The sequence below is a fragment of the Streptomyces sp. WZ.A104 genome (genome assembly GCF_002382885.1).
GTDB lineage: Bacteria > Actinomycetota > Actinomycetes > Streptomycetales > Streptomycetaceae > Streptomyces.
Map to the genome: position 1 here is coordinate 21,274 of NZ_NWVL01000051.1, position 25,956 is coordinate 47,229.

The window sequence follows — 25,956 nt, forward strand, 5'->3', positions numbered from 1 at the left end:
ACTGAACATTACGCCTTACGGCCTGTGCTGAAACCGGGTTCGACAGCACCGTTCCGATCATTTTCAGATCCGGTCACGACGGCGGGCGCGCGGACGGGCACCGAGTCGGCCCCCAGAACCCGTCCGGTGGCCAGCAGGACCACCAGGGCCGCCACTCCCCCGGCCCCCGCGACCGCGAAACTCCAGGCCGTGGAGCCGAGCTCGACGGCCGGTCCCGCAACGGCCGTTCCGACCGCCGCGCCCACGCCGAAGGTGGTGACGAGCCAGGAGAAGGCCTCGGTCACCGTGCCGCGCGGGGCGTGCCGGTCGACCACGATGAAGGAGCAGGCGATGGCAGGGGCGAGGAACACCCCGGCGAGGGCGGCGAGGGCGGCCATCACGGGCACCGATGGGGTGAGCGTGAGCGGCAGGTAGCCGAGCGCCAGCAGGCCGACGATGACCCGCAGCCGCTTCTCCGGCGCACCGGCCCACTGGCGGGCGCCGTAGGCCAGGCCGCCGATCAGCGCGCCGAGGCCGAGCGAGGCCATCAGCCAGCCGTACACCGATTCCCGGCCGTGGTCGTCGGCGTACGCCACTCCGGCCACCGTGATGGAGCCGAGCGCGAGGCCGATGAAGAAGAAGGCACCGAGGAGGGCGAGGAGTCCGGGCGAGCGAAGGGCGCCCAGCCAGTGCGCCTCGCGGGGTGCGGAGCGCCAGGTGCGCGAGGGCTCGGACAGGACGACGGACAGGGCGCCCAGGACGCCGATGGCGTTGATGACGAGGAGGGCGGCGGCCGGGGACCAGAGGGCGACGAGCAGCGTCACCAGGAGCGGCCCGACCGTGAACATGATCTCCTGCGCGACGGCGTCCATGGCGTACGCCCGGTGCAGCTGGTCCTCGCGCTTGAGGACGCTGGGCCACAGGGCGCGCAGGCCGCCCTCCAGGGGCGGTGTGGCGACTCCCGCGACGACGACGGCGGCGTAGGCCAGCGGGAGCGAGCCGAGGCCCGCGACCGCGAACAGGGCCATGCCGAGCGCCGAGAGGACGGCGGCGGGGAACTGGACGCGCGGCTGCCCGTACAGGTCCACGGCCCGGCCCAGCAGCGGCTGGCCGACGGCGGTGGCGAGTCCGTAGGCGGCGGCCAGCGCGCCCGCGAGGGTGTAGCTGCCGCCCTCGGCGCGGGTGAACAGCACGATCGCGATGTGCGCGGTGCCGTTGGGCAGCCGCCCCACCAGCGTGCCCGTGAGCAGCCGGGCAGCGTGCCGCGCCCGGAGGATGTCCAGATATCCCGCGGCCATGTCCGCCCCTCTCCGCCCGGCCCGGGCTGCCGCCCACCGAGGTTTTACGTATAACGTCGACGTTCATACGTACCATGTCCGCAGCACGCGGGTCTACCTCGCGGCGCTGTGGAGACACCCCGCACGGAGGCCCGAGTGACCAGCGCCCATCAGCCCGTACCCGCCCGGCCCACCAGCCGGGACGTGGCCCGCGCGGCGGGCGTCTCCCAGGCGACGGTCTCCCTGGTGCTCGGCGGGAAGTGGCCGGGACGGGTCTCCGAGGCCACGGCCCGGCGGGTCCGGGAGAGCGCGGCGGAGCTGGGCTACCGGCCCAATCTGGCGGCCCGCAGTCTGCGGCTCGGCCGGACCAGGACCGCGCTGCTGGTGGTCCCCGCGCTCACCAACGAGTTCTTCGCCCGGGTGTACACCGGGGCGGCGGCGGTCGCCGCGGAGCACGACTTCGGTGTGGTGCTCTACCCCTCCCCCGACGGCACGGGCCCGGCCCGGGACCCGTTCGCCTCGGCCCGCGCCTCGCTGGACGGGGTGATCGCGTCCTCGATGGCCGCCGACGCCCTGGACGCACTGCGCGGGGCCGAGCTGCCGCTGGTGATGCTGGACAGCGATCCGGCCGACACCGGCCCCGCGGCCCAGGTGAACCTGGACATCGGCGACGGGATGCGGCAGGTGACGGACCATCTGCTGGGGCTCGGGCACCGCCGCTTCCTGCATCTGGCCTCCGCCGTGGACACCTGGACGTTCGCGGTCCGGGCCCGGGCGCTGCACGACGCTCTGGGCGCGGTGCCGGACGCGAGCCTGCGTACGGTACGGGCCCCGCTGGACGTACGGGCGGGGCGCGAGGCCGCGGAAGGGGTGCTGGCGGCCGCCGGACAGAGGCCGACCGCGATCGTCTGCGATGACGACATCCTGGCCGCGGGCGCCTGCAAGGCGGCTCGGCGGCTCGGGCTGCGGGTGCCGGACGAGCTGTCGGTCACCGGCTTCGACGATCTGGCGCTGGCCACCGCCGTCGAGCCGGAACTGACCACGGTTCAGCTGCCCGCCGAGCACGTCGGGGAGCGCGGTATGGAGGCGCTGCTCGCCGTGCTGGACGGCCGCCCCGTCGAGCCGGGCGGTCTGCCGGTACAGCTGGTCGTACGCGGCTCGACGGCGCCGCCCGCCGCCCGGGCATGACGATGCCCCCGGGCCGCGACCCGGGGGCATCAGAGGCGCCGGCGCCTACTCCTCCGTGGAATCGGGCGTGGTGGCGGAGTCGGTGTCCTCGGTGTCCGACGGGGCGTCCGTCGGGGTGCTGCTCGCGACTTCCGTCTCCAGCAGCCGGGTCAGCTGACGGCCGACGATCCGCTTGAACTTGCGCTGCTGGGGGCGGGTACGGTCCAGGACCGCGACCTCCAGGCGCTCGGCCGGGATCTCCCGCTCGCCGCCGCCCGGCTCCCGCGAGAGCGCCTGGACGGCCAGCTTGAGCGCCTCGGCGAGCGTCATGCCGTCGCGGTGGCGCTGGTCGAGGAAGCTGCTGATCTGTTCGGCGTTGCCGCCGACTGCGACCGAGCCGTGCTCGTCCACGATCGAACCGTCGTGGGGCAGCCGGTAGATCTGGTCGCCCTCGGGCTCGGGGCCGACCTCGGCGACCACCAGCTCCACCTCGTAGGGCTTCTCGGCGGCGCTGGAGAAGATGGTGCCGAGCGTCTGCGCGTAGACGTTGGCCAGCCCACGGGCCGTCACATCGTCCCGGTCGTAGGTGTATCCGCGCAGATCGGCGTAGCGCACGCCGCCGATGCGGAGGTTCTCGTACTCGTTGTACTTCCCGGCGGCGGCGAAGCCGATCCGGTCATAGATCTCGCTGAACTTGTGCAGCGCACGGGACGGGTTCTCGCCGACGAACACAATGCCGTCGGCGTACTGCAGCACAACGAGGCTGCGACCACGGGCGATGCCCTTGCGGGCGTACTCCGCCCGGTCGGCCATGGCCTGCTGGGGTGAGACATAGAACGGCGTCGACACCGGCTATCCGTCCCTTCCTGTCAGTGACGAGTGCATCTCTAAAGGCTCGGAGTCCGGGTCAGAGCAGCGCGGCGCGCGGGCCGTCGGGCTGCTCCAGTCGGCGTTCCAGAACGGAGCGCGCGATCTCGGAGGACTCCTGGTCGCTCAGCCTCCGGAAGCCTTCGTCGGTGATGACGGTGACGATCGGGTAGATGCGGCGGGCCACGTCCGGGCCGCCGGTCGCCGAATCGTCGTCCGCGGCGTCGTACAGCGCCTGCACGACCAGGGTGAGGGCCTGCTCCTCCGTCAGGTCCTCGCGGTAGAGCTTCTTCATCGCGTTGCGGGCGAAGATCGAGCCGGAGCCGGTGGCGGCGTAGCCGGTCTCCTCCGAGCGCCCGCCGGTGACGTCGTAGGAGAAGATGCGGCCCTTCTCGCGGTCGACGTCGAAACCGGCGAAGAGGGGCACCACGGCGAGGCCCTGCATGGCCATGGCCAGATTGCTGCGGATCATGGTGGAGAGCCGGTTGGCCTTGCCCTCCAGGGAGAGCTGGGCGCCCTCGACCTTCTCGAAGTGCTCCAGCTCCAGCTGGAACAGCTTGACCATCTCCACAGCCAGTCCGGCGGTTCCGGCGATGCCTACCGCCGAGTACTCGTCGGCCGGGAAGACCTTCTCGATGTCGCGCTGCGCGATCATGTTGCCCATGGTGGCGCGCCGGTCACCGGCCAGGACCACGCCGCCGGGGAAGGACGCCGCGACGATGGTCGTCCCGTGCGGCGCCTCGATGGCCCCCTGGAGCGGCGGCAGGCTCCGGTTGCCCGGGAGCATCTCGGGCGACTGGTCGGACAGGAAGTCCATGAACGAGGACGACCCCGGCGTCAGGAAGGCTGCTGGTAGACGCCCGGTGCTACGAGTGTTGGCTTCCACGCGTTTCCCTCCACGTATGCGGCTGCACGCCTTATGGCATCCGGCCGATCCTTGAACTGCCCCAGGGCTGCGTTGCAGCTGAAGCACAGTACGCCACGGACCCTACCCGTCTCATGGCAGTGATCCACATGCTCAGCCGGAGCGATTGGACAGATACGGCACACGCCCTGCTGAGCCACGATCAGCGCGTCCGGCTCGGCAGGAACAAGGCCCTGCGTGCGCTTGAAGCAGCCGATCCGACCTCGCTCCGCCCCGCGTTCGCGGCAGGAACTCGACCGGCCGTCGGAAGACGACTTGTCGCGCTCCCACTGGTCATGCGGCTTCACCTCGCCGCGCTGCGTGCAACGTTCGTGCTCCCGTAGCACCGGCGCCTTGCCCCGGACCGGCTTGCCCTTGGCCTTGGCCTCCTGACGCTGCCGGCAGTACTCGGCAGAGCACTTCCGGCAATACGCCTGGAGGCCATCACGCATGGCCCTTTCACCGGCGAAGGACCGCCGCGGCCGATTCTTCCGTCAACGAGAGCGCTGCCTCTCCCCAGAAGAGTCGGACGTTCAGCCCTATTCCCCACCCTTTTGAACAAATGACCTCACGAAGTCCTCGGCATTCTCTTCCAGGACGTCGTCGATCTCGTCCAGCACCGAGTCGACGTCGTCGCTCAGCTTCTCCTGGCGCTCCTTGAGATCCTCGGACGCCTGCGCGTCCTGCGCCTGCTCCTCGACCTCCTCGGTGGAACGCGTCGCCTTCTGCTGTCCGCCGCCGGTGTCCTTGGTCGCCATGTAGCTCACCCCGCTCGGTTCGAAGCAATCGAAGCTCTTGATCAGACCCTACCCACGGGGTCCGACATTTGGCCCGGTACTTGTCCAACGTCCGGGCCTCAGGTGATTGATTCCCAGTCCGGAGGCCTTTCAGCCGCCGGACAGCACCCGGACCAGCTCTTCCGCCGTACGACACCGGTCGAGCAGGTCCTTGACGTGCTCGCGCGTCCCGCGCAGCGGCTCCAGCGTGGGCACCCGCTGGAGCGAGTCGCGGTCCGGCAGGTCGAAGATGACCGAGTCCCAGGAGGCGGCCGCCACATCATCGGCGTACTGCTCCAGGCAGCGGCCCCGGAAATAGGCCCTGGTGTCCTCCGGAGGCTTCGTACGGGCCCTGGTGACCTCGTCCTCGCCCAGCAGCCGCTTCATCCGCCCACGGGCCGCCAGGCGGTTGTAGAGGCCCTTGTCGGGCCGTACGTCCGCGTACTGGAGGTCCACCAGATGCAGCCGGGGGGCGTCCCAGTCCAGCGCGTCGCGGCGGCGGTAGCCCTCCATCAGCTCCCGCTTGGCGATCCAGTCCAGCTCGCCCGCCAGACTCATCGGATCGGTCTCCAGCCGGTTGAGGGTGTCCTCCCAGCGGGTCAGGATGTCCTTGGTCTGCTCGTCGGCGTCGGTGCCGTACCGCTCGTCCACGTACTTGCGGGCCAGCTCGAAATACTCCATCTGCAACTGGACGGCGGTGAGTGAACGGCCGCTGCGGAGTGTGATCAACTGCCGCAGATCCGGGTCGTGCGAGACCTGGTGCAGCGTGCGTACGGGCTGGTCGACGGCGAGGTCGACGTTGATGAAGGCGTCCTCGATCATGGACAGCACCAGGGACGTGGTGCCGAGCTTGAGGTAGGTGGAGATCTCCGAGAGATTGGCGTCGCCGATGATCACATGGAGCCGGCGGTACTTCTCGGCGTCGGAGTGGGGCTCGTCCCGGGTGTTGATGATGGGACGCTTGAGCGTGGTCTCCAGGCCGACCTCGACCTCGAAGTAGTCGGCGCGCTGGCTGATCTGGAAGCCGTGCTCATGGCCGTCCTGGCCGATGCCGACCCGGCCCGCGCCCGTGACCACCTGGCGCGAGACGAAGAACGGCGTCAGGTGGCGCACGATGTCCGAGAACGGCGTCTCCCGCTGCATGAGGTAGTTCTCGTGCGTGCCGTAGGAGGCGCCCTTGTTGTCGGTGTTGTTCTTGTAGAGGTGGATCGGCTGCGCGCCGGGGATGGCGGCGGCCCGCTCGGCCGCCTCGGCCATGATCCGTTCGCCGGCCTTGTCCCAGAGCACCGCGTCCCGCGGATTGGTGATCTCCGGGGAGCTGTACTCGGGGTGCGCGTGGTCGACGTACAGCCGGGCACCGTTGGTGAGGATCACATTGGCCAGGCCGATGTCCTCGTCGGTGAGCTGGCTGGAATCGGCGGTCTCACGGGCGAGGTCGAAGCCTCGCGCGTCGCGCAGCGGATTTTCCTCCTCGAAGTCCCAGCGGGCGCGGCGCGCCCGGTGCATCGCCGCCGCGTAGGCGTTGACGATCTGGGACGAGGTGAGCATGGCATTGGCGTTGGGGTGGCCGGGGACGGAGATCCCGTACTCCGTCTCGATGCCCATTACTCGCCGTACGGTCATGCGGCCCTCCTTGCCCGGCGTCGGTCCCGTCCGGGAGCGACGCTCAAGTACCGCTGCTGTGTCCGGTGCGTGTGTGCGGTGCCCGTCACCACACTGCGCGACTCGGCGGTACCGCAGAGCCTAGAGCGCCTCTGCGCCGGTGGGGAGATCAATTACGACATTGCTCCGGCATGGCCGGATCGGTGGAATGCGACCGGCTGCGGATACCCCCTCCGGGCATCCGCAGCCGGTCCGCGTATTACAGGTACTGGCCGGTATTGGCGACCGTGTCGATGGACCGCCCGGTGTCCGCGCCCTGCTTTCCGGTGACGAGTGTGCGGATGAAGACGATCCGCTCACCCTTCTTACCGGAGATCCTGGCCCAGTCGTCGGGGTTGGTGGTGTTCGGCAGGTCTTCGTTCTCCTTGAACTCGTCCACGCAGGCCTGCAGGAGATGAGCGACCCGCAGCCCCTTCTGGCCGTGTTCGAGGAATGCCTTGATGGCCATTTTCTTTGCCCGGTCGACGATGTTCTGAATCATCGCGCCGGAGTTGAAGTCCTTGAAGTACAGGACTTCCTTGTCGCCGTTGGCGTAGGTGACCTCAAGGAAGCGGTTCTCCTCGGACTCCGTGTACATCCGCTCCACGACCGACTGGATCATGGCGTGGGCGGCGGCCTCCCGCGAGCCGGTGTGCTCGGACAGGTCGTCCGCGTGCAGCGGGAGCGACGGGGTCAGGTACTTCGCGAAGATGTCCTTCGCCGCCTCGGCGTCCGGACGCTCGATCTTGATCTTCACATCGAGGCGGCCGGGTCGCAGGATGGCGGGGTCGATCATGTCCTCGCGGTTGGAGGCGCCGATGACGATGACGTTCTCCAGGCCCTCCACCCCGTCGATCTCGGCGAGCAGCTGCGGGACGATGGTGTTCTCCACGTCCGAGCTGACGCCGCTGCCGCGGGTGCGGAAGAGGGATTCCATCTCGTCGAAGAAGACGATGACGGGGGTACCCTCGCTCGCCTTCTCCCGAGCACGCTGGAAGACCAGGCGGATGTGCCGCTCGGTCTCGCCGACGTACTTGTTGAGCAGCTCGGGGCCCTTGATATTGAGGAAGTAGCTCTTCCCCGCGGGCTGCCCGGTCACCTCGGCGACCTTCTTGGCGAGCGAATTGGCGACGGCCTTGGCGATCAGGGTCTTGCCGCAGCCGGGCGGACCGTAGAGCAGGATGCCCTTCGGCGGCCGCAGCTCGTGCTCCTTGAAGAGGTCGGGGTGCAGATACGGAAGCTCGACCGCGTCGCGGATCAGCTCGATCTGGTCGCCCAGGCCGCCGATCTTGTCGTAGTCGATGTCCGGGACCTCTTCGAGGACGAGCTCCTCGACCTCGCTCTTGGGAACCACCTCGTAGACGTAGCCGGACCTGGAGTCCAGGAGCAGGGCGTCGCCGGAGCGGATGGTCATGTCCAGCAGCGGCTCGGCGAGCCGCACCACCCTCTCCTCGTCGGTGTGCCCGACCACCAGGGCGCGCTCGCCGTCCTCAAGGATCTCCTTGAGGGTGACGATGTCCCCGGCCCGCTCGAACTCCATGGCCTCGACCACGTTGAGCGCTTCGTTGAGCATGACTTCCTGGCCGCGCCGCAGGTCGTCGAGCTCGACACTGGGGCTGACGTTCACCCGGAGCTTGCGGCCCCCGGTGAAGATGTCGCAGGTGCCGTCCTCATTGGCCTGCAGGAAGACGCCGAAGCCGGCCGGCGGCTGCGCGAGCCGGTCGACCTCCTCCTTGAGGGCCACGATCTGGTCACGCGCCTCACGGAGCGTGTTGGCGAGCCGCTCGTTCTGCGCGGACACGCCCGCCAGGTTCGTCTGCAACTCGACGATCCGCTCTTCGAGAATCCTCGTATGACGCGGAGAGTCGGCGAGCTTGCGTCGCAGGACGGCGATTTCCTGCTCGAGATAGGCAACCTGGCCGGCTGGGTCCTCTGACCCTCGCGCGGGCCGGATGCCGCGGTTGATGTCGTCGTCGTGGGCTGCCACGGTCCTCACCTCCTCCATGGGGAGCTGGACGCTTCCTGACCCTACCTGGGTGGGTGATGATTGAAACCCCTAGATCACAAAGACTCCGGGGTGTGTCCGATCTTCACCCTTGCGCTCTCCCTCACGTCAAGGGAATACCCACCCTTCGGCACCGGAAAGCCGCCGGTTGTATCGTCGAACCGGTCAACACCCGTCAGGGCTGGCTCCAATTGGTTCGGATACGCAGGAACGGCAGGACTCAATGACCGTGCAGCAGGACTCGCCGGGCGACAGCGGCACCCAGGATCTGGAGGTCTGGATCGACCAGGATCTCTGCACGGGCGACGGAATCTGCGTGCAGTACGCCCCCGAGGTCTTCGAGCTGGACATCGACGGCCTGGCGTACGTGAAGAGCGGTGACGACGAGCTGCTTCAGGACAAGGGCGCGACCACTCCGGTGCCGCTGCCGCTCCTCCAGGACGTCGTCGACTCGGCCAAGGAGTGCCCCGGCGACTGCATCCATGTGCGGCGCGTCAAGGACAGCGTCGAGGTGTACGGGCCGGACGCCGAGTAGCTCACACGCTGCGCGCGAGGTCCCCGGAGGTGCGGACGAACGCCTTCCCCTTCCACCGCCAGGAGGCCTGTTCCACCTGGTCGGGGCAGCAGCGGGGGACGTCGAGCGAGGAGTAGCCGAGCAGGGTCGCCGAGACGACTCCGCCCCGTACGGCGAAGTCGCCGACCGTCTTCCTGGCGGCGGGGTCCACCAGGGTCGCCACGACCCGGGGTGCGGGCCCGCTTCCCCGCGTCAGGACGTAGATGCCGCTCGGCGGCGTTCCGGAGCCCGCGTCGCAGTGCACCACGGCGACGGTTTCCGGCCGCCCGTCGCCGTCGAGGTCCCCGGGGGCCTGTCTGGCGACGGTGGTCCCGGCGCCGCCGCACTCCAGCGGGAAGTCCACGCCGACCGGGTCCGGGGCGAGGGCTTGCTGGCCGTGCCGGGTGGTGGTCCGCTGCTCGGGGGCCGTGGCGGTGGCGGTGGCCGTACGGGGCTGGAGCAGCCCGGCCAGCGCGACGACGCCGGCCATCGCGGCGGCCGTGGCGAGCCAGTGCACGGGCTTGGCGGCGGTGTGCGCCAGGTCCGGGAGCGCGGAGGTCTGCACGCGGTATGTCTCCTGATGGTTCCTGGGAGTCCCGGGAGGAGGTGGGGAGCACCCCCGAGGGGTGGCCAGCATCGTGCCACACCTCACACTCCGGCGGAACGGCGGGGTGGGTACGGGTCTCGCCACCGGGCCGCTGTGTCGGCGGCAACGAAAAGGCGCCGCCGCCGAGTTCCCCGGTCGGTCGGGGAACTCGGCGGCGGCGCCGGTGCGTTGGACGGATCAGCCGCGGGAGGCGGCGGAGCCGCTCTGGCTGCCGGGGCCGTCGTAGTCCTCGCCGTAGGCGCCCTTGGAGGGACGGCGGCGGCGCAGGGGCGGCTCGACGCCGTCCGCGAGGCGGCGGGCGGTGACCAGGAAGCCAGTGTGGCCGATCATGCGGTGGTCGGGGCGGACGGCGAGGCCCTCCACGTGCCAGTTGCGGATCATCGATTCCCAGGGCTGCGGTTCGGCGAAGCAGCCGATCTCGCGGATGGACTCGACGGTGCGCGAGAGCTGGGTGGTGGTGGCGACGTAGGCGCAGAGGATGCCGCCGGGCACCAGGGCCTTGGAGACGGCCTCCAGGCACTCCCAGGGAGCGAGCATGTCCAGCACGACGCGGTCGACGTCGGTGTCGGAGAGGTTGTCCTGGAGGTCGCCGACGGTCAGCTGCCAGGCGGGGTGCGGCGAGCCGAAGTAGCGCTCGACGTTCTGCTGGGCGATCTCGGCGAAGTCCTCGCGGCGCTCGTAGGAGTGCAGCATGCCCTGCTCACCGATGGCGCGCAGCAGGAAGGTGGAGAGCGAGCCGGAGCCGACCCCTGCCTCCACGACGCGGGCGCCGGGGAAGATGTCGGCGAAGGCCAGGATCTGGCCCGCGTCCTTGGGGTAGACCACGGCGGCGCCGCGGGGCATGGACAGGACGTAGTCGGGGAGCAGGGGGCGCAGCGCGAGGTAGGCGACGTTTCCCGTGGTTCGGACAACACTGCCCTCGGGAGCACCGATCAGCTCGTCGTGCTGGAAAGAACCCTTGTGGGTGTGGAAGCTCTTTCCGGCCTCAAGCGTGAAGGTGTAGTGGCGTCCCTTGGGGTCGGTGAGCTGGACCTGGTCCCCGACCTTGAAGGGCCCACGTCGGCGGGCGGCACCGGTCGGTTCAGACATGTGACCAGCGTACCGGTGTTTCAGGGGCCGCCGACCGCCCGGTCCGGGCGGCGGCGGGAGCCCCGGCGGCTCAGGTGCCGGGGCGGGCCATGGCCTTGACGAAGGCGCGCTCCACGTCAGCGGTGGAGAGGACTCCGTAGATCTGGCCGGTCTCCTCGACCACCAGGTACTCGGTGGCGGGGGTGGCCTTGAGCCGGTCGAGGAGGGCTTCCCCGGCCAGCTCGGCGGGGACCTTCATACCCTCGGTGAGGTCCTGGGCGAGGCCGCTGACGGCGACCCAGGGGCGGCGGTGTTCGGGGACGCCGACGATGGCGGCCTCGCGGACGACGCCCTTGGGGTTGCCCTGTCCGTCGACGACGACCAGGGCGCGGGCGCCCGCCTCGTTGGCCCGGCGCAGCGCTTCGGAGAGCGGGGTGGCGGACTCGACGGGGACGGCACGCCGGGTGAGGGTGCGGGCGCGGAGGTCGGGCAGGTGCTCGCGGAGCCGGGCCATGCGCAGGCTGTTCCCGGCGCCCGTCCAGATGATCCCGGCGAGGATCGCGGCGAGCAGGGCGTCCATGACGGTCTCGATGCCGCCGATGCTGTCGGGTGCGGCGCCCAGGGTTCCGGTGTGGGTGAGCAGCGGCAGTCCGACCAGGACGGTGACGGCCAGCCCCCGGCCGACCCAGGCGGCGGCGATGGTGCCGCTCATGGGTTTGCCGGTGATCTTCCAGACGACGGCGCGGAGCATCCGGCCGCCGTCGAGGGGCAGACCGGGCAGCAGGTTGAAGGCGGCCACGATGAGGTTGGAGATCATCAGGCCCGCGAGCAGGACACCGGGCACGGTGCCGGGCTCGACGAGCTGCATCGCGCCGTAGAAGACGCCGCCGAGGACGAGGGAGAGGAGCGGGCCGACGAAGGCGAGGATGAACTCGCGGCCTGGCGTCTCGGTCTCCTTCTCGATCTCCGAGACGCCGCCGAAGAACTGGAGCTGGATGCGGCGTACCGGGAGCTTGTAGCGCAGGGCGGCAACCGTGTGGGCCAGTTCGTGGACGAGCACGGAGGCGTAGAAGGCGATCGCGAAGAACAGCGCGACGAGATAGCGCGCACCGCCCAGCTCGGGAAGCACCCGGTCGAGCTGGCCGCCGAAGACCCAGGTGATCAGCGCGGCGACGACGAACCAGCTGGGGGCGACGTAGACGGGCACGCCGAAGGGGCGGCCCATGAGCAGGCCGCCGCCCGGCTCCGCGGGGCGTTTGGGCTTGCCGTTCTCGGGGGCGGCGCCGGGGTCCGTGCCCCCTGGGCCGGGCTGCGGCCGCCCGCTGTCGCCGCTCTCGTCCACGGGGTCCCTTCGGTTCGGTGAGTGGCCTTTGCCACGATCATGCAGTGTGCGAGGGTCTACCGTCGATGGTATGCCGCTGACTGTCAGTGGCGGGCCGTAGGGTCTGGAGACATGACTTCCGTGCCGCGGCCGCCTCAGCCGCCTTCGTCCCTGTCGCCGTCGCGGGCGAGCGATTTCATGCAGTGCCCCCTGCTCTACCGCTTCCGGGTCATCGACAAGCTCCCGGAGAAGCCCAGCGAGGCGGCTACCCGCGGCACTCTGGTCCATGCCGTGCTGGAGCGGCTCTTCGACGCCCCGGCGGCGGACCGTACGGCGCCGCGGGCGCGGGCGCTGATTCCCGGCCAGTGGGACCGGCTGCTGGAGACGAAGCCGGAGCTGGGCGAGCTGTTCGCCGAGGACGGCGGGGGTGAGCGGTTGACCCGCTGGCTGGGCGAGGCGGAGCGGCTGGTGGAGCGGTGGTTCTCGTTGGAGGACCCGACGCGTCTGGAGCCCGCCGAGCGGGAGATGTTCGTGGAGACGGAGCTGGAGTCGGGGCTGCGGCTGCGCGGGGTGATCGACCGGGTGGACGTCGCGCCGACCGGCGAGGTCAGGATCGTCGACTACAAGACGGGCAAGGCCCCGCGACCGGAGTATTCCGAGGGCCCGCTGTTCCAGATGACGTTCTACGCGCTGGTGATCTGGCGGCTGAAGGGCATCGTGCCCCGCCGTCTCCAGCTGGTCTATCTGGGCAGCGGCGATGTGCTGACGTACGACCCGGTGGTGGCGGACCTGGAGCGGGTGGAGCGCAAGCTGCTGGCGCTGTGGGACGCGATCGCGCTGGCGACGGAGACCGGCGACTGGCGGCCGCGCCCGACGAAGCTGTGCGGCTGGTGCGACCACCAGGCGGTCTGTCCGGAATTCGGCGGGACTCCCCCGGTCTACCCCCTGGCGGTGCGCCCGGCGGAGTCCGGTGAGGATGTGCAGGGCAGAATGGGACCGGTCCGGGCCGAGGCCGGCCGAGCCGTGGCCCTTGAGGGCCCTTAAGGAGTTCCTGTGGCGATCCGCGTCCTTCTGGTCGACGACCAGCCCCTGCTGCGCACCGGTTTCCGGATGATTCTGGAGGCCGAGGGCGATCTGGCGGTGGTGGGTGAGGCCGGTGACGGTCTGCAGGCCATCGACCAAGTGCGGGCGCTCCAGCCCGATGTGGTGCTGATGGACATCCGGATGCCGCGGATGGACGGGGTGGAGGCGACCCGTCAGATCACCGGCCCCGGGAAGGACGGCCCGGCGAAGGTGCTGGTGCTGACCACCTTCGATCTCGACGAGTACGTGGTGGAGGCGCTGCGTGCGGGGGCGAGCGGCTTCCTGCTGAAGGACGCCCCGGCGGCCGAGCTGGTGCAGGCTATCCGGGTGGTCGCGGCGGGCGAGGCGATGCTCGCCCCGAGCATCACGCGCCGGCTGCTGGACAAGTACGCGGACCATCTGCCCTCCGGTGAGGACCCGGTCCCGGACGCCCTGCACACGCTGACGGACCGTGAGGTCGAGGTGCTGAAGCTGGTGGCACGCGGGCTGTCCAACGCGGAGATCGCCGCGGACCTGTTCGTCAGCGAGACGACGGTCAAGACCCATGTCGGCCATGTGCTCACGAAGTTGAGCCTGCGCGACCGGGTGCAGGCCGCGGTGTACGCGTACGAGAGCGGGCTGGTGCGCCCCGGCGCGCAGTAGAGGTCTTCGTCGCGAGCGAGCTCTGCGGAAAAGCCGTCCGGCCCGCCCCGTCCTGTTCCAGGAGGGGCGGGCCGGACGGCTTTTCCGGTGCGGACCGGCCTCAGGCGCCGGGCCGGTGGAGCTCCCACAGCTGGAGCTCGGAGGTGGCGCTGACGGAGTGCTCCACCCCGGCGATCCCGTCGCGGGAGGCGACGTACTGCTTGCCCTGCCAGATCGGGAGCACGGGGACGTCGGCGGCGACGATGTCCTGGAGCTTCTCGTAGGTCGCGGCGGCGGCGGTGCGGTCGGCCTCACGGCGGGACTGCGGGATGAGGACGTTCTGCGCCTCGCGCGAGCGGTAGGGCGAGTTGAGGAAGTTGTCCTTGTCCAGGAACGGCGCGGTGTAGTTGTCCGGGTCCGGGAAGTCGGGGAACCAGCCCATGCCGTAGGCCGCGTAGTCGCCGCGCTTCTGCTCCGGGCGGTACTTCGACCACTCCGTGCCCTGGACATCGATGTCGAAGAGGCCCGAGCTGTTCAGCTGCTGCTGGATCGCCTTGAACTCCTTGGCGGTGGCCGAGCCGTAGTGGTCGTTCGTGTAGTGCAGGGTGAACTTCACCGGGGTCTTGATCCCGGCGTCCCGCAGCGTCGCCTCGGCCTTGGTGGTGCTGGGCTCTCCGTACTTGTTGAAGAAGGCGTTCGTGTGCCCGGAGATGCTGGACGGGATCAGGGAGTAGAGCGGCTCGGCGGTCGTGCCGTACACCTTGCCCGCGATCTCGCCCCGGTCGATGATCTGGGCCATGGCCTGCCGGACGGCCTTGTTGACCACGGGGTCCTTGGTGTTGAAGCCCAGGTAGCTGATGGCCAGGCCGGGCATCTCGGTGAGCTCGATGCCTTCCTTGGGGCTGACCAGCATGTCGCGGGCCTGCTCGGGCGACATGGCCCGGGTCATCATGTGGATCTTCTTCTCGTCGAGCGCCTCGCCCATGGCTTCGGCGTCGACGAAGAGGTCCATCTCGACCTTGTCATTGAGCACCTTCAACTCACCCTTGTACGAAGGGTTCTTGGAGAAGGTGATCTTCACGACCCGGCCGTCCTCGACCTGCGGCTTCATGGTGTACGGGCCGGAGCCGTTGACCTGGAAGCCCTCGCGCGGGGACTTCGCCGGGTAGTGCGCCTTCGGGACGATACCGGCGGCGGGCGTGGCGAGCTTGTACGGGAACGTCGCGTCCGGGGTCTTCAGGTGGAAGATCACCTGGTCGTCGCCCTTGGTCTCGATCGTGTCGATGTTGGAGAGCAGACCGACCGGGCCGCTGTCCGAGTCGATGTCGATGACGCGCTGGATGGAGTGCTTCACGTCCTCGGCGGTGACGGGCGTCCCGTCGGAGAAGGTGAGGCCCTCGCGCAGGGTGCAGCGGTAGCTCTCGTTCTCGGTGTCCGTGAAGGTGCAGCTGCGGGCCGCCTCGGGCGCCGGCTCGCCGCCTCCGTTGGGCACGGCGGTCAGCGTCTGCACCGTCTGGCGCAGGACGTTCCAGACGCCTGCTTCATAGCCGATGGCCGGGTCGAGGGGCGCGGGGTTCTCCGCGGAGGCCACGAGCTGGTCCGTGGTGCCGACGACGATGGCTCCCGTGCCACCGGCGCCGCTGTCCGTGCTGCCGCAGGCGGCGAGCACGGGGGCGAGCAGGCCGACGACGGCCGGCAGCACCAGGGTCTTGCGGTTCATCTGGACGTTCTCCCTCATCCCGGCAGGTGAGGAATCAAAGTTAGTAGCCGCCGACGACCTCTCCCGACCGCCCGGAGCGCAGCTCGCTCTCCCCCGGCGGCCGGAAGGGGCGACACACGATCACCATTCCGGACATCTCATATGATCCCGGAGGGCAACTGGCGGCTCCCGGGTGAGGAAGCTCACCCTCCCTACCCCTTCACATATGTGCACAGTGGCTGATTCACGTCCACGGAAAGTTGCCGGAATGCGCACGGCGGGAGGGAGGAGTCCGCCGCTCGTACATCGGCCGGGCTCTCTGCCCGGGTCAGCCCGTTCCGGTGATGAGCTTCCGCAGGAAGGCCAGGTCGACCTCTTCGAGCGAGCTGACGACCACACGTCCGGCGGCGGGGGCGATCGGGGCGACCGACGGCACGGCGACGACCCGGCACCCGGCGGCCTCGGCGGCGGCCACCCCGGTCGCGGTGTCCTCGATGACGGCACAGCGCCAGGGGTCGGCGTCGAAGCCCGCGGCGGCGGTGAGATAGGGCTCGGGGTGGGGCTTGGTCCGGGCGACCTCGTCCCCGGCGACCGTGAGCGCGAAGTGGTGGTGGCCCACCGAGTCCAGGACCCGGTCGATGATCCGGCGGTGGGAGGCCGAGACGAGCGCGGTGGGCACCTCGTGCACGGCCAGGTCGGCGAGTAGCCCCTCGGCGCCCGGCATCAGGGGCACCCCGCGCGCGATACGCTTCTCGAAGCTGTCGTTGAGCAGCCCGGTCAGCTCGTCGAGCCGGATGTCGGCGCCGGTGACGTCGATGAGGTATCCCGCGCTGCGGGTCATCGGACCGCCGACGACGACGTCCCGCCAGGCCTCGTCCAGCCGGTGCCCGAGGTCGGCGAAGACCTCCTTCTCGACGTCCCACCAGAAGCCCTCGGTATCGACCAGGGTTCCGTCCATGTCGAGAAGGACCGCCTGCAGAGCGGCGCCTTCGGCCGTGCGGGTCAAGGACGCGGGGACCGTACTGGTCATCCGGCACACCTTCCGTAAGGGACGAGAAGGCCGGCCGCCATTCCCAGAAGTGGGAGGGCGACCGGCCTGCACTGGACCGACCAGTGTACGACGTGTCCGGCTACGGCGCGCGAAGGGCGCGGCAACGGGCGGTGAGCACCGCTCTACCGGGCGTTGAAGTACTTCGCCTCGGGGTGGTGGATGACGATGGCGTCGGTGGACTGTTCCGGGTGGAGCTGGAACTCCTCGGAGAGGTGGACGCCGATGCGCTCCGGCTGGAGCAGGTCCGCGATCTTGGCCCGGTCCTCCAGGTCGGGGCACGCTCCGTAACCGAGGGAGAACCGCGCACCCCGGTACTTCAGCGCGAACATGTCCTCGACGTCCGCCGGGTCCTCCCCGCCGAAGCCGAGCTCGCCGCGGACCCGGGCGTGCCAGTACTCGGCCAGGGCTTCGGCGAGCTGGACGGACAGGCCGTGGAGTTCGAGGTAGTCGCGGTAGGAGTTGGCGGCGAAGAGTTCGGCGGTGGCTTCGCCGATCTTCGAGCCGACGGTGACGACCTGGAGGCCGATGACGTCCCGCTCCCCGGACTCCTCCGGCCGGAAGAAGTCCGCGAGGCAGAGCCGGCGGCCGCGGCGCTGGCGGGGGAAGGTGAAGCGGGTGCGCTCCGAGCCGTCCTCGTGCAGCAGGATCAGGTCGTCACCCTTGGAAACGCACGGGAAGTAGCCGTAGACGACGGCCGCCTCCAGCATGTTCTCGGTGTGGAGCTTGTCGAGCCAGCCCCGCAGATGCGGGCGGCCCTCGGTCTCCACCAGCTCCTCGTACGTCGGTCCGTCGCCGGTACGAGCCTGCTTCAGGCCCCACTGGCCCTTGAACAGGGCGCCCTCGTCGAGCCAGGAGGCGTACTCCTTGAGCTGGATGCCCTTGACGACCCTGGTCCCCCAGAACGGGGGCTCGGGCACCGGGTTGGTGACGGAGACGTCCGAGCGGACACCCTCCTCCGGCTCCTCGACCTCGGTCACCGGGACATCCCGCTTCGGCACCCGGCGCTGCTTGAGTTCGGGGAGGGTGGCGCCGGGGACTCCGCGCTTGACGGCGATCAGCGCGTCCATCAGGCGCAGGCCCTCGAAGGCGTCACGGGCGTAGCGGACTTCGCCCTCGTAGATCTCGTGGAGGTCCTGCTCGACGTAAGCCCGGGTGAGGGCGGCGCCGCCGAGGATGACGGGGTAGTCGGCGGCCATGTTGCGCTGGTTGAGCTCCTGAAGGTTCTCCTTCATGATCACCGTCGACTTCACCAGCAGACCCGACATCCCGATCACATCGGCCCGGTGCTCCTCGGCCGCCTCCAGGATCGCCGAGACCGGCTGCTTGATCCCGAGGTTCACGACGTTGTAGCCGTTGTTGGACAGGATGATGTCGACGAGGTTCTTCCCGATGTCGTGCACATCGCCCCGGACGGTTGCCAGCACGATCGTGCCCTTGCCGTCGTCATCGGTCTTCTCCATGTGCGGCTCCAGATACGCCACGGCGCTCTTCATCACCTCCGCCGACTGGAGGACGAAGGGCAGCTGCATCTGGCCGGAGCCGAACAGCTCCCCGACCACCTTCATGCCCTCCAGGAGGGTGTTGTTGACGATGTCGAGAGCCGGGGTGTCCGCAAGGGCTTCGTCGAGGTCGGCCTCCAGGCCGTTCTTCTCCCCGTCGATGATCCGCCGCTGAAGCCGCTCGTCCAGCGGGAGGGCGAGGAGCTCCTCGGCCTTGCCCGCCTTCATCGACTTCATGTTGACGCCCTCGAACAGCTCCATCAGCTTCTGCAGGGGGTCATAGCCCTCGGCACGGCGGTCGTAGATCAGGTCGAGGGCGACCTTGACCTGCTCCTCCTCCAGCCGGGCGATCGGCAGGATCTTCGAGGCGTGCACGATCGCGGAGTCCAGGCCCGCCTTCACGCACTCGTCGAGGAAGACGGAGTTCAGCACCACCCGGGCGGCCGGGTTCAGACCGAAGGAGATGTTGGAGAGGCCCAGCGTGGTCTGGACGTCGGGGTGGCGCTTCTTGAGTTCGCGGATCGCCCCGATCGTCGCGATGCCGTCGCCCCGCGACTCCTCCTGACCCGTGCAGATCGTGAACGTCAGCGTGTCGATGAGGATGTCCGACTCGTGAATGCCCCAGTTCGTGGTGAGGTCGGCGATCAGCCGCTCGGCGATGGCGACCTTGTGCTCGACGGTGCGGGCCTGGCCCTCCTCGTCGATCGTCAACGCGATCAAAGCGGCGCCGTGCTCCGAGGCCAATGCGCTGACCTGCGCGAACCTCGACTCAGGGCCGTCGCCATCCTCGTAGTTCACCGAGTTCAGCACCGCACGCCCGCCCAGCTTCTCCAGGCCGGCGCGCAGCACGTCCAGCTCGGTGGAGTCCAGCACGATGGGCAGGGTGGAGGCGGTGGCGAAACGGCCCGCCAGCTCCGCCATGTCGGCGACGCCGTCACGGCCGACGTAGTCGACGCACAGGTCGAGCATGTGCGCGCCCTCACGGATCTGGTCCCGCGCCATCTCCACGCAGTCGTCCCAGCGCGCCTCCAGCATCGCCTCACGGAACTTCTTGGAGCCGTTGGCGTTCGTCCGCTCACCGATGGCGAGGTACGACGTGTCCTGCCGGAAGGGCACGGTCTGGTACAGCGAGGCGGCACCCGGCTCCGGGCGCGGCCGGCGGACCGCGGGCGTCAGGTCCCGGACCCGCTCCACGACCTGGCGCAGGTGCTCCGGCGTCGTACCGCAGCAGCCACCGACCAGCGAGAGTCCGTACTCGTGGACGAAGGTCTCCTGGGCGTCCGCCAGCTCGGCCGGGCCCAGCGGATAGTGCGCACCGTTCTTGCCGAGGACCGGCAGACCGGCGTTCGGCATGCAGGAGAGGGGGATACGGGAGTGCCGGGCCAGGTAGCGCAGGTGCTCGCTCATCTCGGCCGGACCGGTCGCGCAGTTCAGGCCGATCATGTCGATGCCCAGCGGCTCCAGCGCCGTCAGCGCCGCACCGATCTCCGAGCCGAGGAGCATCGTCCCCGTCGTCTCGACCGTGACCGAGCAGATCAGCGGGAGAGTGAGGCCGGTGGCCTCCATGGCGCGCCGAGCTCCGATGATCGAGGCCTTGGTCTGGAGCAGATCCTGGGTCGTCTCCACCAGGATGGCGTCGGCGCCGCCCGCGATCATGCCCTCGGCGTTCTGCTGGTAGGCGTCACGGAGGGTGATGTAGGGGGCGTGGCCCAGGGTGGGGAGTTTCGTGCCCGGACCCATCGAGCCCAGCACCCAGCGCTGCTGCCCGGTCGAGGCGGTGAACTCGTCCGCCACCTCACGCGCGATCCGCGCACCCGCCTCGGCCAGCTCGTACACCCGCTCCGGGATGTCGTACTCGGCGAGCGCCGCGTAGTTCGTCCCGAAGGTGTTCGTCTCCACGCAGTCCACACCGACCGCGAAGTACTCCTCGTGGACCGAACGCACGATGTCCGGACGCGTGATGTTCAGGATCTCGTTGCAGCCTTCGAGGTTCTCGAAGTCCTCAAGTGTGGGGTCCTGGGCCTGGAGCATGGTTCCCATCGCCCCGTCGGCCACCACCACGCGGGTGGCGAGTGCCTCTCGGAGGGCGTCTGCTCGGGTCCGGCTTTCGGCGGCGGATGTCGGCAACGAGGCCATGGATGATCTCCCAGGGATGCGACGGCTGTCGGCTTTGCGTCCTTCTTGGGGAAGGCGCACGACGCCAGCCTAGCCGGATGGCACCCCGGGCGGTCAGGGCGTCCATGGGGCGGACTGCATGCTGTGCGGGGTGCTGCACGTGTGGCCCAGTGGCGGAGACTTTCCCCCGGAGTCGGGCATAGGTCGGCATCGACCGATAGTGTTCAGCATTGTCGAACCGAGGTGGAGGAGTACGGCGCGATGGCCAAGAACATCCAGTCGCTGGAGCGGGCGGCCGCGATGCTGCGTCTGCTGGCGGGCGGCGAGCGCCGGCTCGGGCTCTCCGACATCGCCTCGTCGCTGGGGCTGGCCAAGGGCACCGCGCACGGCATTCTGCGCACGCTCCAGCTGGAGGGGTTCGTCGAGCAGGACGCGGCGTCGGGGCGCTATCAGCTCGGCGCGGAGCTGCTGCGACTGGGCAACAGCTATCTGGACGTCCACGAGCTGCGGGCGCGTGCCCTGGTCTGGACGGACGACCTGGCCCGCTCCAGCGGTGAGAGCGTCCACCTCGGGGTGTTGCACCAGCACGGCGTCCTGATCATCCACCACGTCTTCCGGCCCGACGACAGCCGCCAGGTACTGGAGGTGGGGGCGATGCAGCCGCTGCACTCCACGGCGCTGGGCAAGGTGCTGTCCGCCTACGACCCGGTGGCCCACAGCGAGGTCATGGAGGCGGAGCGGCGCTCCTTCACCGGGCGCACCGTCACCACCGCCGACGAGTTCGAGGCGATGCTCGACCTGATCCGGGCCCAGGGCTGGGCCGCCGACGCGGAGGAGACCTGGGAGGGCGTGGCCGCCGTCGCCGCCCCCGTGCACGACCGGCGCAGGATGCCGGTGGGCGCGGTCGCCGTGACGGGTGCGGTGGAGCGGGTGGCTCCGGACGGAACGCTGCGGCCCGAGCTGATCGCGGCCGTACGGGACTGTGCCCGCGCGGTCTCCCGGGACCTGGGCGCCGGGCGCTTCTGAGGGCCTTCGCCCGCCACGTACGCCCCGCACACCACCCACCGCCCACGGCACCCCGCACACCGGGCCCACTGCGCCGCGCGCGCCGACGCGCCCCACGCGCCCCACGCGCGCGAAGGGCCCGGATAACGATCGCGTCGCGCACCGAGTCCTCCGCCACAGAACCCTTGACGCTTCCTTCACTCGGGGGAAACATTGCCGTTCAACGGTCGGCATTGTCGAACGCCTAACGGCAATACGCGTTAGGGTGTGACAGTGCCAAGGGCCGGTCAAGCCCTTACAGGTGGGCTGCCCACGCTTTGTGGATACCCATCTGGGGCGCGGACCACCGGAGGGACCCGGTGTTCCGCTCTCCCCTGGACGAAGGACAAAGGAGTCGCGGGTGTCCAGCTCCGACATTTTCATCGGCGAGACCTTCGGTACCGCCATACTCATCCTGCTCGGTGCCGGCGTTGTGGCCGCCGTCACGCTGAAGCACTCGAAGGCCCGCAACGCGGGCTGGCTGGCCATCACCTTCGGGTGGGGTTTCGCCGTACTCACCGGCGCCTATCTCGCCGGCGGCGTCTCGGGCGCCCACCTCAACCCGGCGGTCACCCTCGGCCTCGCGGTCAAGGGCGGCACCGAGTGGGGCAACGTGCCGCTCTACCTCGGCTCCCAGCTGCTCGGCGCGATGATCGGCGCCGTACTGGTCTACGCGGTGTACTACGGGCAGTTCCACGCCCACCTCACCGACCCGGAGATCATCGGCACCAAGGGCACGGAAGAGGGCATGGTCGACCAGACCGCCGCCCCCAAGGCAGGACCGGTGCTCGGGATCTTCTCCACCGGCCCCGAGATCCGCAACAGTGTGCAGAACGTCGTCACCGAGGTCATCGCCACCGTCGTGCTGGTCCTGGCCATCCTCACCCAGGGCCTCAACAACGAGGGCAACGGTCTGGGCGCGCTCGGAGCCCTGATCACCGCCCTGGTGGTCGTCGGCATCGGCCTCTCCCTCGGCGGGCCCACCGGCTACGCCATCAACCCGGTCCGCGACCTCGGACCGCGCATCGTGCACGCGGTGCTGCCGCTGCCGAACAAGGGTGGTTCGGACTGGGGCTACGCGTGGGTACCCATCGTGGGTCCGCTCATCGGCGGCGCGCTCGCCGGCGGGCTCTACAACCTCGCCTTCGCCTGACCCGAGACCGGGACGCGGACCCGAGGCCGGGTATCAGCGCCGTAACCCCTATCACTTCACAGACTTCCGGGAGCACACCGTGACCGAAGCACACACGACCGGCACCCACGGCACCGGGCCGTTCATCGCGGCCATCGACCAGGGCACCACCTCCAGCCGCTGCATCGTCTTCGACAAGGACGGCCGGATCGTCTCCGTCGACCAGAAGGAGCACGAGCAGATCTTCCCGAAGCCGGGCTGGGTCGAGCACGACGCGACCGAGATCTGGGAGAACGTCCAGGAGGTCGTCGCCGGGGCCATCGTCAAGGCCGGCATCACCTCCGCCGACGTCAAGGCGATCGGCATCACCAACCAGCGCGAGACCACGCTGATGTGGGACAAGAACACCGGTGAGCCGGTCCACAACGCACTGGTCTGGCAGGACACCCGCACCGACGCGCTCTGCAGGGAGCTCGGCCGCAACGTCGGCCAGGACCGCTTCCGCCGCGAGACCGGGCTGCCGCTCGCCTCGTACTTCGCCGGGCCCAAGGTCCGCTGGCTGCTCGACAACGTCGAAGGGCTGCGCGAGCGCGCCGAGGCGGGCGACATCCTCTTCGGCACCATGGACTCCTGGGTCATCTGGAACCTGACCGGCGGCCCTGACGGCGGTGTCCATGTCACCGACGTCACCAACGCCTCGCGCACCCTCCTGATGAACCTGCACACCATGGCGTGGGACGAGAAGATCCTCCACTCCATCGGCATCCCCGCCGCCGTGCTCCCCGAGATCCGCTCCTCCGCCGAGGTCTACGGCAACGCCAAGGGCGGCATCCTGGACGGCGTGCCGGTCGCCTCCGCACTGGGCGACCAGCAGGCGGCCCTGTTCGGCCAGACCTGTTTCGCCGAGGGCGAGGCCAAGTCCACGTACGGCACCGGCACCTTCATGCTGATGAACACCGGCTCCACCCCGGTCAACTCCTACAACGGGCTGCTGACCACCGTGGGCTACCGGATCGGCGACAAGCCCCCGGTGTACGCGCTGGAGGGCTCCATCGCGGTCACCGGTTCGCTGGTGCAGTGGATGCGCGACCAGATGGGCCTGATCAAGTCGGCCGCCGAGATCGAGACGCTGGCCTCCTCGGTCGAGGACAACGGCGGCGCCTACTTCGTGCCCGCCTTCTCCGGTCTGTTCGCCCCCTACTGGCGGCCCGACGCCCGTGGCGTCATCGCCGGTCTCACCCGCTACGTCACCAAGGCGCACATCGCCCGTGCCGTCCTGGAGGCCACCGCCTGGCAGACCCGCGAGATCAGCGACGCCATGACGAAGGACTCCGGCGTCGAGCTGGCCGCGCTCAAGGTCGACGGCGGCATGACGTCCAACAACCTGCTGATGCAGACGCTCTCCGACTTCCTGGACGCACCCGTGGTGCGGCCCATGGTCGCCGAGACCACCTGCCTCGGCGCGGCCTACGCCGCCGGTCTCGCCGTCGGTTTCTGGCCGGACACCGACGCGCTGCGTGCCAACTGGCGCCGGGCCGCCGAGTGGACCCCCCGCATGGACGCGGACACCCGTGCCCGCGAGTACAAGAACTGGCTCAAGGCCGTCGAACGGACCATGGGCTGGATCGAGGACGAAGAAAGCTGACGAGGAGCATTCCATGACCACCCTGCAGAGCGTTCCCGCCCTCGGAACGCACCCGGCCTCCGGCTCCCTGCCGAGCCGCGCCGAGACCCGGGACCAGCTGTCCCGGGCCACGTACGACCTCCTGGTCATCGGCGGCGGCATCCTGGGTATCTCGACCGCCTGGCATGCCGCGCAGTCCGGGCTGCGGGTGGCTCTGGTGGACGCCGGTGACTTCGCCGGCGCCACCTCCTCCGCCTCCTCCAAGCTGCTCCACGGCGGACTGCGCTACCTCCAGACCGGCGCGGTGAAGCTGGTCGCCGAGAACCACTTCGAGCGGCGCGCGGTCTCCCGCGAGGTGGCCCCGCACCTGGCCAACCCGCTCACCTTCTACCTCCCCGTCTACAAGGGCGGCCCGCACGGCGCGGCCAAGCTCGGCGCGGGCGTCTTCGCCTACTCCGCGCTCTCCGCGTTCGGCGACGGCGTCGGCCACGTCATCTCCCCGGCCAAGGCCCAGCGTGACGTGCCCGAGCTGCGTACGGACGACCTCAAGGCCGTCGCGGTCTACCGGGACGACCAGATGAACGACGCCCGCATGGCGCTGATGACGGTCCGCGCGGCCGTCGACGCGGGCGCGGTCGTCCTCAACCACGCGGCCGTCACCGGGCTGCGCTTCACCCGGGGCCGGGTCACCGGCGCCGAGCTGAAGGACAGCACGGACGGCACCGAGTTCGGCGTCGACGCCCGGCTCGTGCTCAACGCGACCGGCCCCTGGGTCGACCACCTCCGCAAGATGGAGGACCCGAACGCGGCCCCCTCCATACGTCTGTCCAAGGGCGCCCACCTGGTCCTCAAGCGGACCCGGCCGTGGCGGGCGGCGCTGGCCACCCCGATCGACAAGTACCGCATCACCTTCGCGCTGCCGTGGGAGGACATGCTGCTCCTCGGCACGACGGACGAGGAGTACGAGGGCGATCCGGCGGATGTCGCGGTGACCGAGGCCGACACCGCGCAGATCCTCGACGAGGCGGCGTTCTCGATCAAGGACCAGCAGCTGTCGCGCGATCTGATCACATACTCCTTCGCGGGTCTGCGGGTGCTGCCGGGCGGGCCCGGCGACACCTCCAAGGCCAAGCGCGAGACGGTCGTGACCGAGGGCCGCGGCGGGATGCTGTCGGTCGCGGGCGGCAAGTGGACGACGTTCCGCCACATCGGCCGTACGGTGATGAACAAGCTGGCCGCCCTCCCTGGGCACCCGCTGGCCGAGGACATGGAGCCGATGAACCGGCTGCCGAGGAAGCTGCCGCTGCCCGGGATCGCCAACCCGAACGCGGTCGCGCACCGGCTGCTGATCGACGGCCCCGCCCCCGGCCCCCGCATGGCGCCGGACACCGCCCGGCACCTGGCCACGCACTACGGCTCGCTCGCCTTCGACATCGCGCGCCTGGCGAACGAGAACCCGGCCCTGGCCGAGCGCGTCCACCCCGACGCCCCGGAGATCTGGGCCCAGGTCGCCTACGCCCGCGACCACGAGTGGGCCGAGACGGCGGACGACGTGCTGCGCCGCCGGACCACGCTGACGATCCGCGGCCTGGCCACGGACGATGTCCGCGACGGTGTCGAGAAGCTGCTGGCGGACCGGGACTGACCCACCCCCACGGGTACGAGGACGGGGGCGGCTTCCGAGCGGGAGCCGCCCCCGTCGGCGTGACCACGGGCCCCGGCACGCACCGCACTCCCAAGATCCTCGGCCCGCACGAGGACAGCCGCCACGGCTCTCGGGCGGTTGCCGCCGACGGCTTCGGGCCGGGCCGGGACGACCGGCTGGAAGCCGTCGGCGGTTCGCGGAGGAGATCGCTCCAGCGGTCCGGCGGGAGCCTGCGTCCACGCTCGGGGAGCGAACGAACGGGGCTCCGGGAGCGAATG

Annotated in this window: 21 protein-coding genes; 8 read left to right on the top strand and 13 right to left on the bottom strand. The window is 69.9% G+C overall.

From position 1 onward, the window contains the following. Positions 1–8 precede the first annotated feature (8 nt). Entirely contained in the window at positions 9–1,277 is a 1,269-nt protein-coding gene (locus CIB93_RS24910; protein ID WP_096629985.1) for an MFS transporter, read from the bottom strand. A gap of 135 nt (positions 1,278–1,412) precedes the next feature. Between CIB93_RS24910 and CIB93_RS24915 the strand changes: the two genes are divergently transcribed. Beyond that, positions 1,413–2,444 carry a LacI family DNA-binding transcriptional regulator gene (locus CIB93_RS24915; protein ID WP_096629986.1) on the top strand — a complete coding sequence of 344 codons (1,032 nt, stop codon included), beginning with the start codon at positions 1,413–1,415 and terminating at the stop codon, positions 2,442–2,444. Between the two features lie 45 nt (positions 2,445–2,489). On the opposite strand, the gene prcA is transcribed toward CIB93_RS24915, so the two are convergent. From prcA to arc, 6 genes are all read right to left on the bottom strand, one after another. Next, a complete protein-coding gene (gene prcA, locus CIB93_RS24920; RefSeq protein ID WP_096629988.1) occupies positions 2,490–3,272 on the bottom strand; it encodes a proteasome subunit alpha in 783 nt (260 codons plus the stop codon). A 58-nt stretch (positions 3,273–3,330) separates the two neighbouring features. Beyond that, complete coding sequence (gene prcB, locus CIB93_RS24925) at positions 3,331–4,176, bottom strand: proteasome subunit beta (protein ID WP_096629989.1); 846 nt, start codon at positions 4,174–4,176, stop codon at positions 3,331–3,333. After that, on the bottom strand, positions 4,128–4,646 hold the full coding sequence (locus CIB93_RS24930) for an endonuclease VII domain-containing protein (RefSeq protein WP_096629991.1): 519 nt from the start codon (positions 4,644–4,646) through the stop codon (positions 4,128–4,130). Before CIB93_RS24930 ends, prcB begins: the two co-directional genes overlap by 49 nt. Before the next feature lie 87 nt (positions 4,647–4,733). Further along, positions 4,734–4,952: a ubiquitin-like protein Pup gene (locus CIB93_RS24935; RefSeq protein ID WP_011027899.1), complete on the bottom strand. Its 219-nt coding sequence runs from the start codon at positions 4,950–4,952 to the stop codon at positions 4,734–4,736. Positions 4,953–5,081: 129 nt separating this feature from the next. Continuing rightward, positions 5,082–6,593 carry a depupylase/deamidase Dop gene (dop, locus tag CIB93_RS24940; protein WP_096629992.1) on the bottom strand — a complete coding sequence of 504 codons (1,512 nt, stop codon included), beginning with the start codon at positions 6,591–6,593 and terminating at the stop codon, positions 5,082–5,084. Positions 6,594–6,831: 238 nt separating this feature from the next. Further along, positions 6,832–8,598, bottom strand: coding sequence for a proteasome ATPase (arc, locus tag CIB93_RS24945; RefSeq protein WP_096629994.1), 1,767 nt, complete (start codon positions 8,596–8,598; stop codon positions 6,832–6,834). 241 nt (positions 8,599–8,839) lie between these two features. On the opposite strand from arc, the gene CIB93_RS24950 reads away from it, so the two are divergent. Further along, a complete protein-coding gene (locus tag CIB93_RS24950) occupies positions 8,840–9,151 on the top strand; it encodes a ferredoxin (protein ID WP_096629995.1) in 312 nt (103 codons plus the stop codon). Position 9,152: 1 nt separating this feature from the next. Here the strand turns inward: CIB93_RS24950 and CIB93_RS24955 are convergent, their stop codons facing one another. The 3 genes from CIB93_RS24955 to CIB93_RS24965 form a co-directional block, all read right to left on the bottom strand. Next, the gene (locus CIB93_RS24955; protein WP_096629997.1) at positions 9,153–9,734 is read right to left on the bottom strand and encodes a hypothetical protein; all 582 of its coding nucleotides are present in this window, start codon (positions 9,732–9,734) and stop codon (positions 9,153–9,155) included. A 219-nt stretch (positions 9,735–9,953) separates the two neighbouring features. Further along, a complete protein-coding gene (locus CIB93_RS24960) occupies positions 9,954–10,865 on the bottom strand; it encodes a tRNA (adenine-N1)-methyltransferase (protein WP_096629998.1) in 912 nt (303 codons plus the stop codon). A 70-nt stretch (positions 10,866–10,935) separates the two neighbouring features. Next, positions 10,936–12,186 carry a site-2 protease family protein gene (locus tag CIB93_RS24965; protein WP_096630000.1) on the bottom strand — a complete coding sequence of 417 codons (1,251 nt, stop codon included), beginning with the start codon at positions 12,184–12,186 and terminating at the stop codon, positions 10,936–10,938. Positions 12,187–12,363: 177 nt separating this feature from the next. Here CIB93_RS24965 and CIB93_RS24970 point away from each other — a divergent pair, with 177 nt between their 5' ends. Both CIB93_RS24970 and CIB93_RS24975 read left to right on the top strand, forming a co-directional pair. After that, positions 12,364–13,209 carry a PD-(D/E)XK nuclease family protein gene (locus CIB93_RS24970; RefSeq protein ID WP_257002344.1) on the top strand — a complete coding sequence of 282 codons (846 nt, stop codon included), beginning with the start codon at positions 12,364–12,366 and terminating at the stop codon, positions 13,207–13,209. Positions 13,210–13,218: 9 nt separating this feature from the next. Beyond that, entirely contained in the window at positions 13,219–13,890 is a 672-nt protein-coding gene (locus CIB93_RS24975) for a response regulator transcription factor (RefSeq protein WP_096630003.1), read from the top strand. A 100-nt stretch (positions 13,891–13,990) separates the two neighbouring features. On the opposite strand, the gene CIB93_RS24980 is transcribed toward CIB93_RS24975, so the two are convergent. The 3 genes from CIB93_RS24980 to metH form a co-directional block, all read right to left on the bottom strand. Further along, positions 13,991–15,589, bottom strand: coding sequence for an ABC transporter substrate-binding protein (locus tag CIB93_RS24980; protein ID WP_096630004.1), 1,599 nt, complete (start codon positions 15,587–15,589; stop codon positions 13,991–13,993). A 307-nt stretch (positions 15,590–15,896) separates the two neighbouring features. Then, positions 15,897–16,598, bottom strand: a complete 702-nt coding sequence (locus CIB93_RS24985; RefSeq protein WP_096630006.1) for an HAD family phosphatase — start codon at positions 16,596–16,598, stop codon at positions 15,897–15,899. A 143-nt stretch (positions 16,599–16,741) separates the two neighbouring features. Continuing rightward, the gene (metH, locus tag CIB93_RS24990; protein ID WP_096630007.1) at positions 16,742–20,254 is read right to left on the bottom strand and encodes a methionine synthase; all 3,513 of its coding nucleotides are present in this window, start codon (positions 20,252–20,254) and stop codon (positions 16,742–16,744) included. A 240-nt stretch (positions 20,255–20,494) separates the two neighbouring features. Here metH and CIB93_RS24995 point away from each other — a divergent pair, with 240 nt between their 5' ends. The 4 genes from CIB93_RS24995 to CIB93_RS25010 all read left to right on the top strand — a co-directional run bounded on the left by CIB93_RS24995 (position 20,495) and on the right by CIB93_RS25010 (position 25,678). Next, on the top strand, positions 20,495–21,259 hold the full coding sequence (locus CIB93_RS24995; RefSeq protein ID WP_096630009.1) for an IclR family transcriptional regulator: 765 nt from the start codon (positions 20,495–20,497) through the stop codon (positions 21,257–21,259). 379 nt (positions 21,260–21,638) lie between these two features. Then, positions 21,639–22,430, top strand: a complete 792-nt coding sequence (locus CIB93_RS25000) for an MIP/aquaporin family protein (protein WP_096630010.1) — start codon at positions 21,639–21,641, stop codon at positions 22,428–22,430. A 79-nt stretch (positions 22,431–22,509) separates the two neighbouring features. Next, the gene (glpK, locus tag CIB93_RS25005) at positions 22,510–24,054 is read left to right on the top strand and encodes a glycerol kinase GlpK (RefSeq protein ID WP_096630012.1); all 1,545 of its coding nucleotides are present in this window, start codon (positions 22,510–22,512) and stop codon (positions 24,052–24,054) included. 13 nt (positions 24,055–24,067) lie between these two features. Beyond that, on the top strand, positions 24,068–25,678 hold the full coding sequence (locus CIB93_RS25010) for a glycerol-3-phosphate dehydrogenase/oxidase (RefSeq protein WP_096630014.1): 1,611 nt from the start codon (positions 24,068–24,070) through the stop codon (positions 25,676–25,678). Positions 25,679–25,956: the final 278 nt, after the last annotated feature.

What these genes read in the sequence shown, in the direction of transcription:
- CIB93_RS24935 (WP_011027899.1), bottom strand. Translation starts at nt 4,952, where the DNA reads ATGGCGACCAAGGACACCGGCGGCGGACAGCAGAAGGCGACGCGTTCC.
- CIB93_RS24910 (WP_096629985.1), bottom strand. Translation starts at nt 1,277, where the DNA reads ATGGCCGCGGGATATCTGGACATCCTCCGGGCGCGGCACGCTGCCCGG.
- CIB93_RS25010 (WP_096630014.1), top strand. Translation starts at nt 24,068, where the DNA reads ATGACCACCCTGCAGAGCGTTCCCGCCCTCGGAACGCACCCGGCCTCC.
- CIB93_RS24930 (WP_096629991.1), bottom strand. Translation starts at nt 4,646, where the DNA reads ATGCGTGATGGCCTCCAGGCGTATTGCCGGAAGTGCTCTGCCGAGTAC.
- metH (WP_096630007.1), bottom strand. Translation starts at nt 20,254, where the DNA reads ATGGCCTCGTTGCCGACATCCGCCGCCGAAAGCCGGACCCGAGCAGAC.
- CIB93_RS24950 (WP_096629995.1), top strand. Translation starts at nt 8,840, where the DNA reads ATGACCGTGCAGCAGGACTCGCCGGGCGACAGCGGCACCCAGGATCTG.
- CIB93_RS24970 (WP_257002344.1), top strand. Translation starts at nt 12,364, where the DNA reads ATGCAGTGCCCCCTGCTCTACCGCTTCCGGGTCATCGACAAGCTCCCG.
- CIB93_RS24960 (WP_096629998.1), bottom strand. Translation starts at nt 10,865, where the DNA reads ATGTCTGAACCGACCGGTGCCGCCCGCCGACGTGGGCCCTTCAAGGTC.
- CIB93_RS24985 (WP_096630006.1), bottom strand. Translation starts at nt 16,598, where the DNA reads ATGACCAGTACGGTCCCCGCGTCCTTGACCCGCACGGCCGAAGGCGCC.
- dop (WP_096629992.1), bottom strand. Translation starts at nt 6,593, where the DNA reads ATGACCGTACGGCGAGTAATGGGCATCGAGACGGAGTACGGGATCTCC.
- CIB93_RS24995 (WP_096630009.1), top strand. Translation starts at nt 20,495, where the DNA reads ATGGCCAAGAACATCCAGTCGCTGGAGCGGGCGGCCGCGATGCTGCGT.
- CIB93_RS24980 (WP_096630004.1), bottom strand. Translation starts at nt 15,589, where the DNA reads ATGAACCGCAAGACCCTGGTGCTGCCGGCCGTCGTCGGCCTGCTCGCC.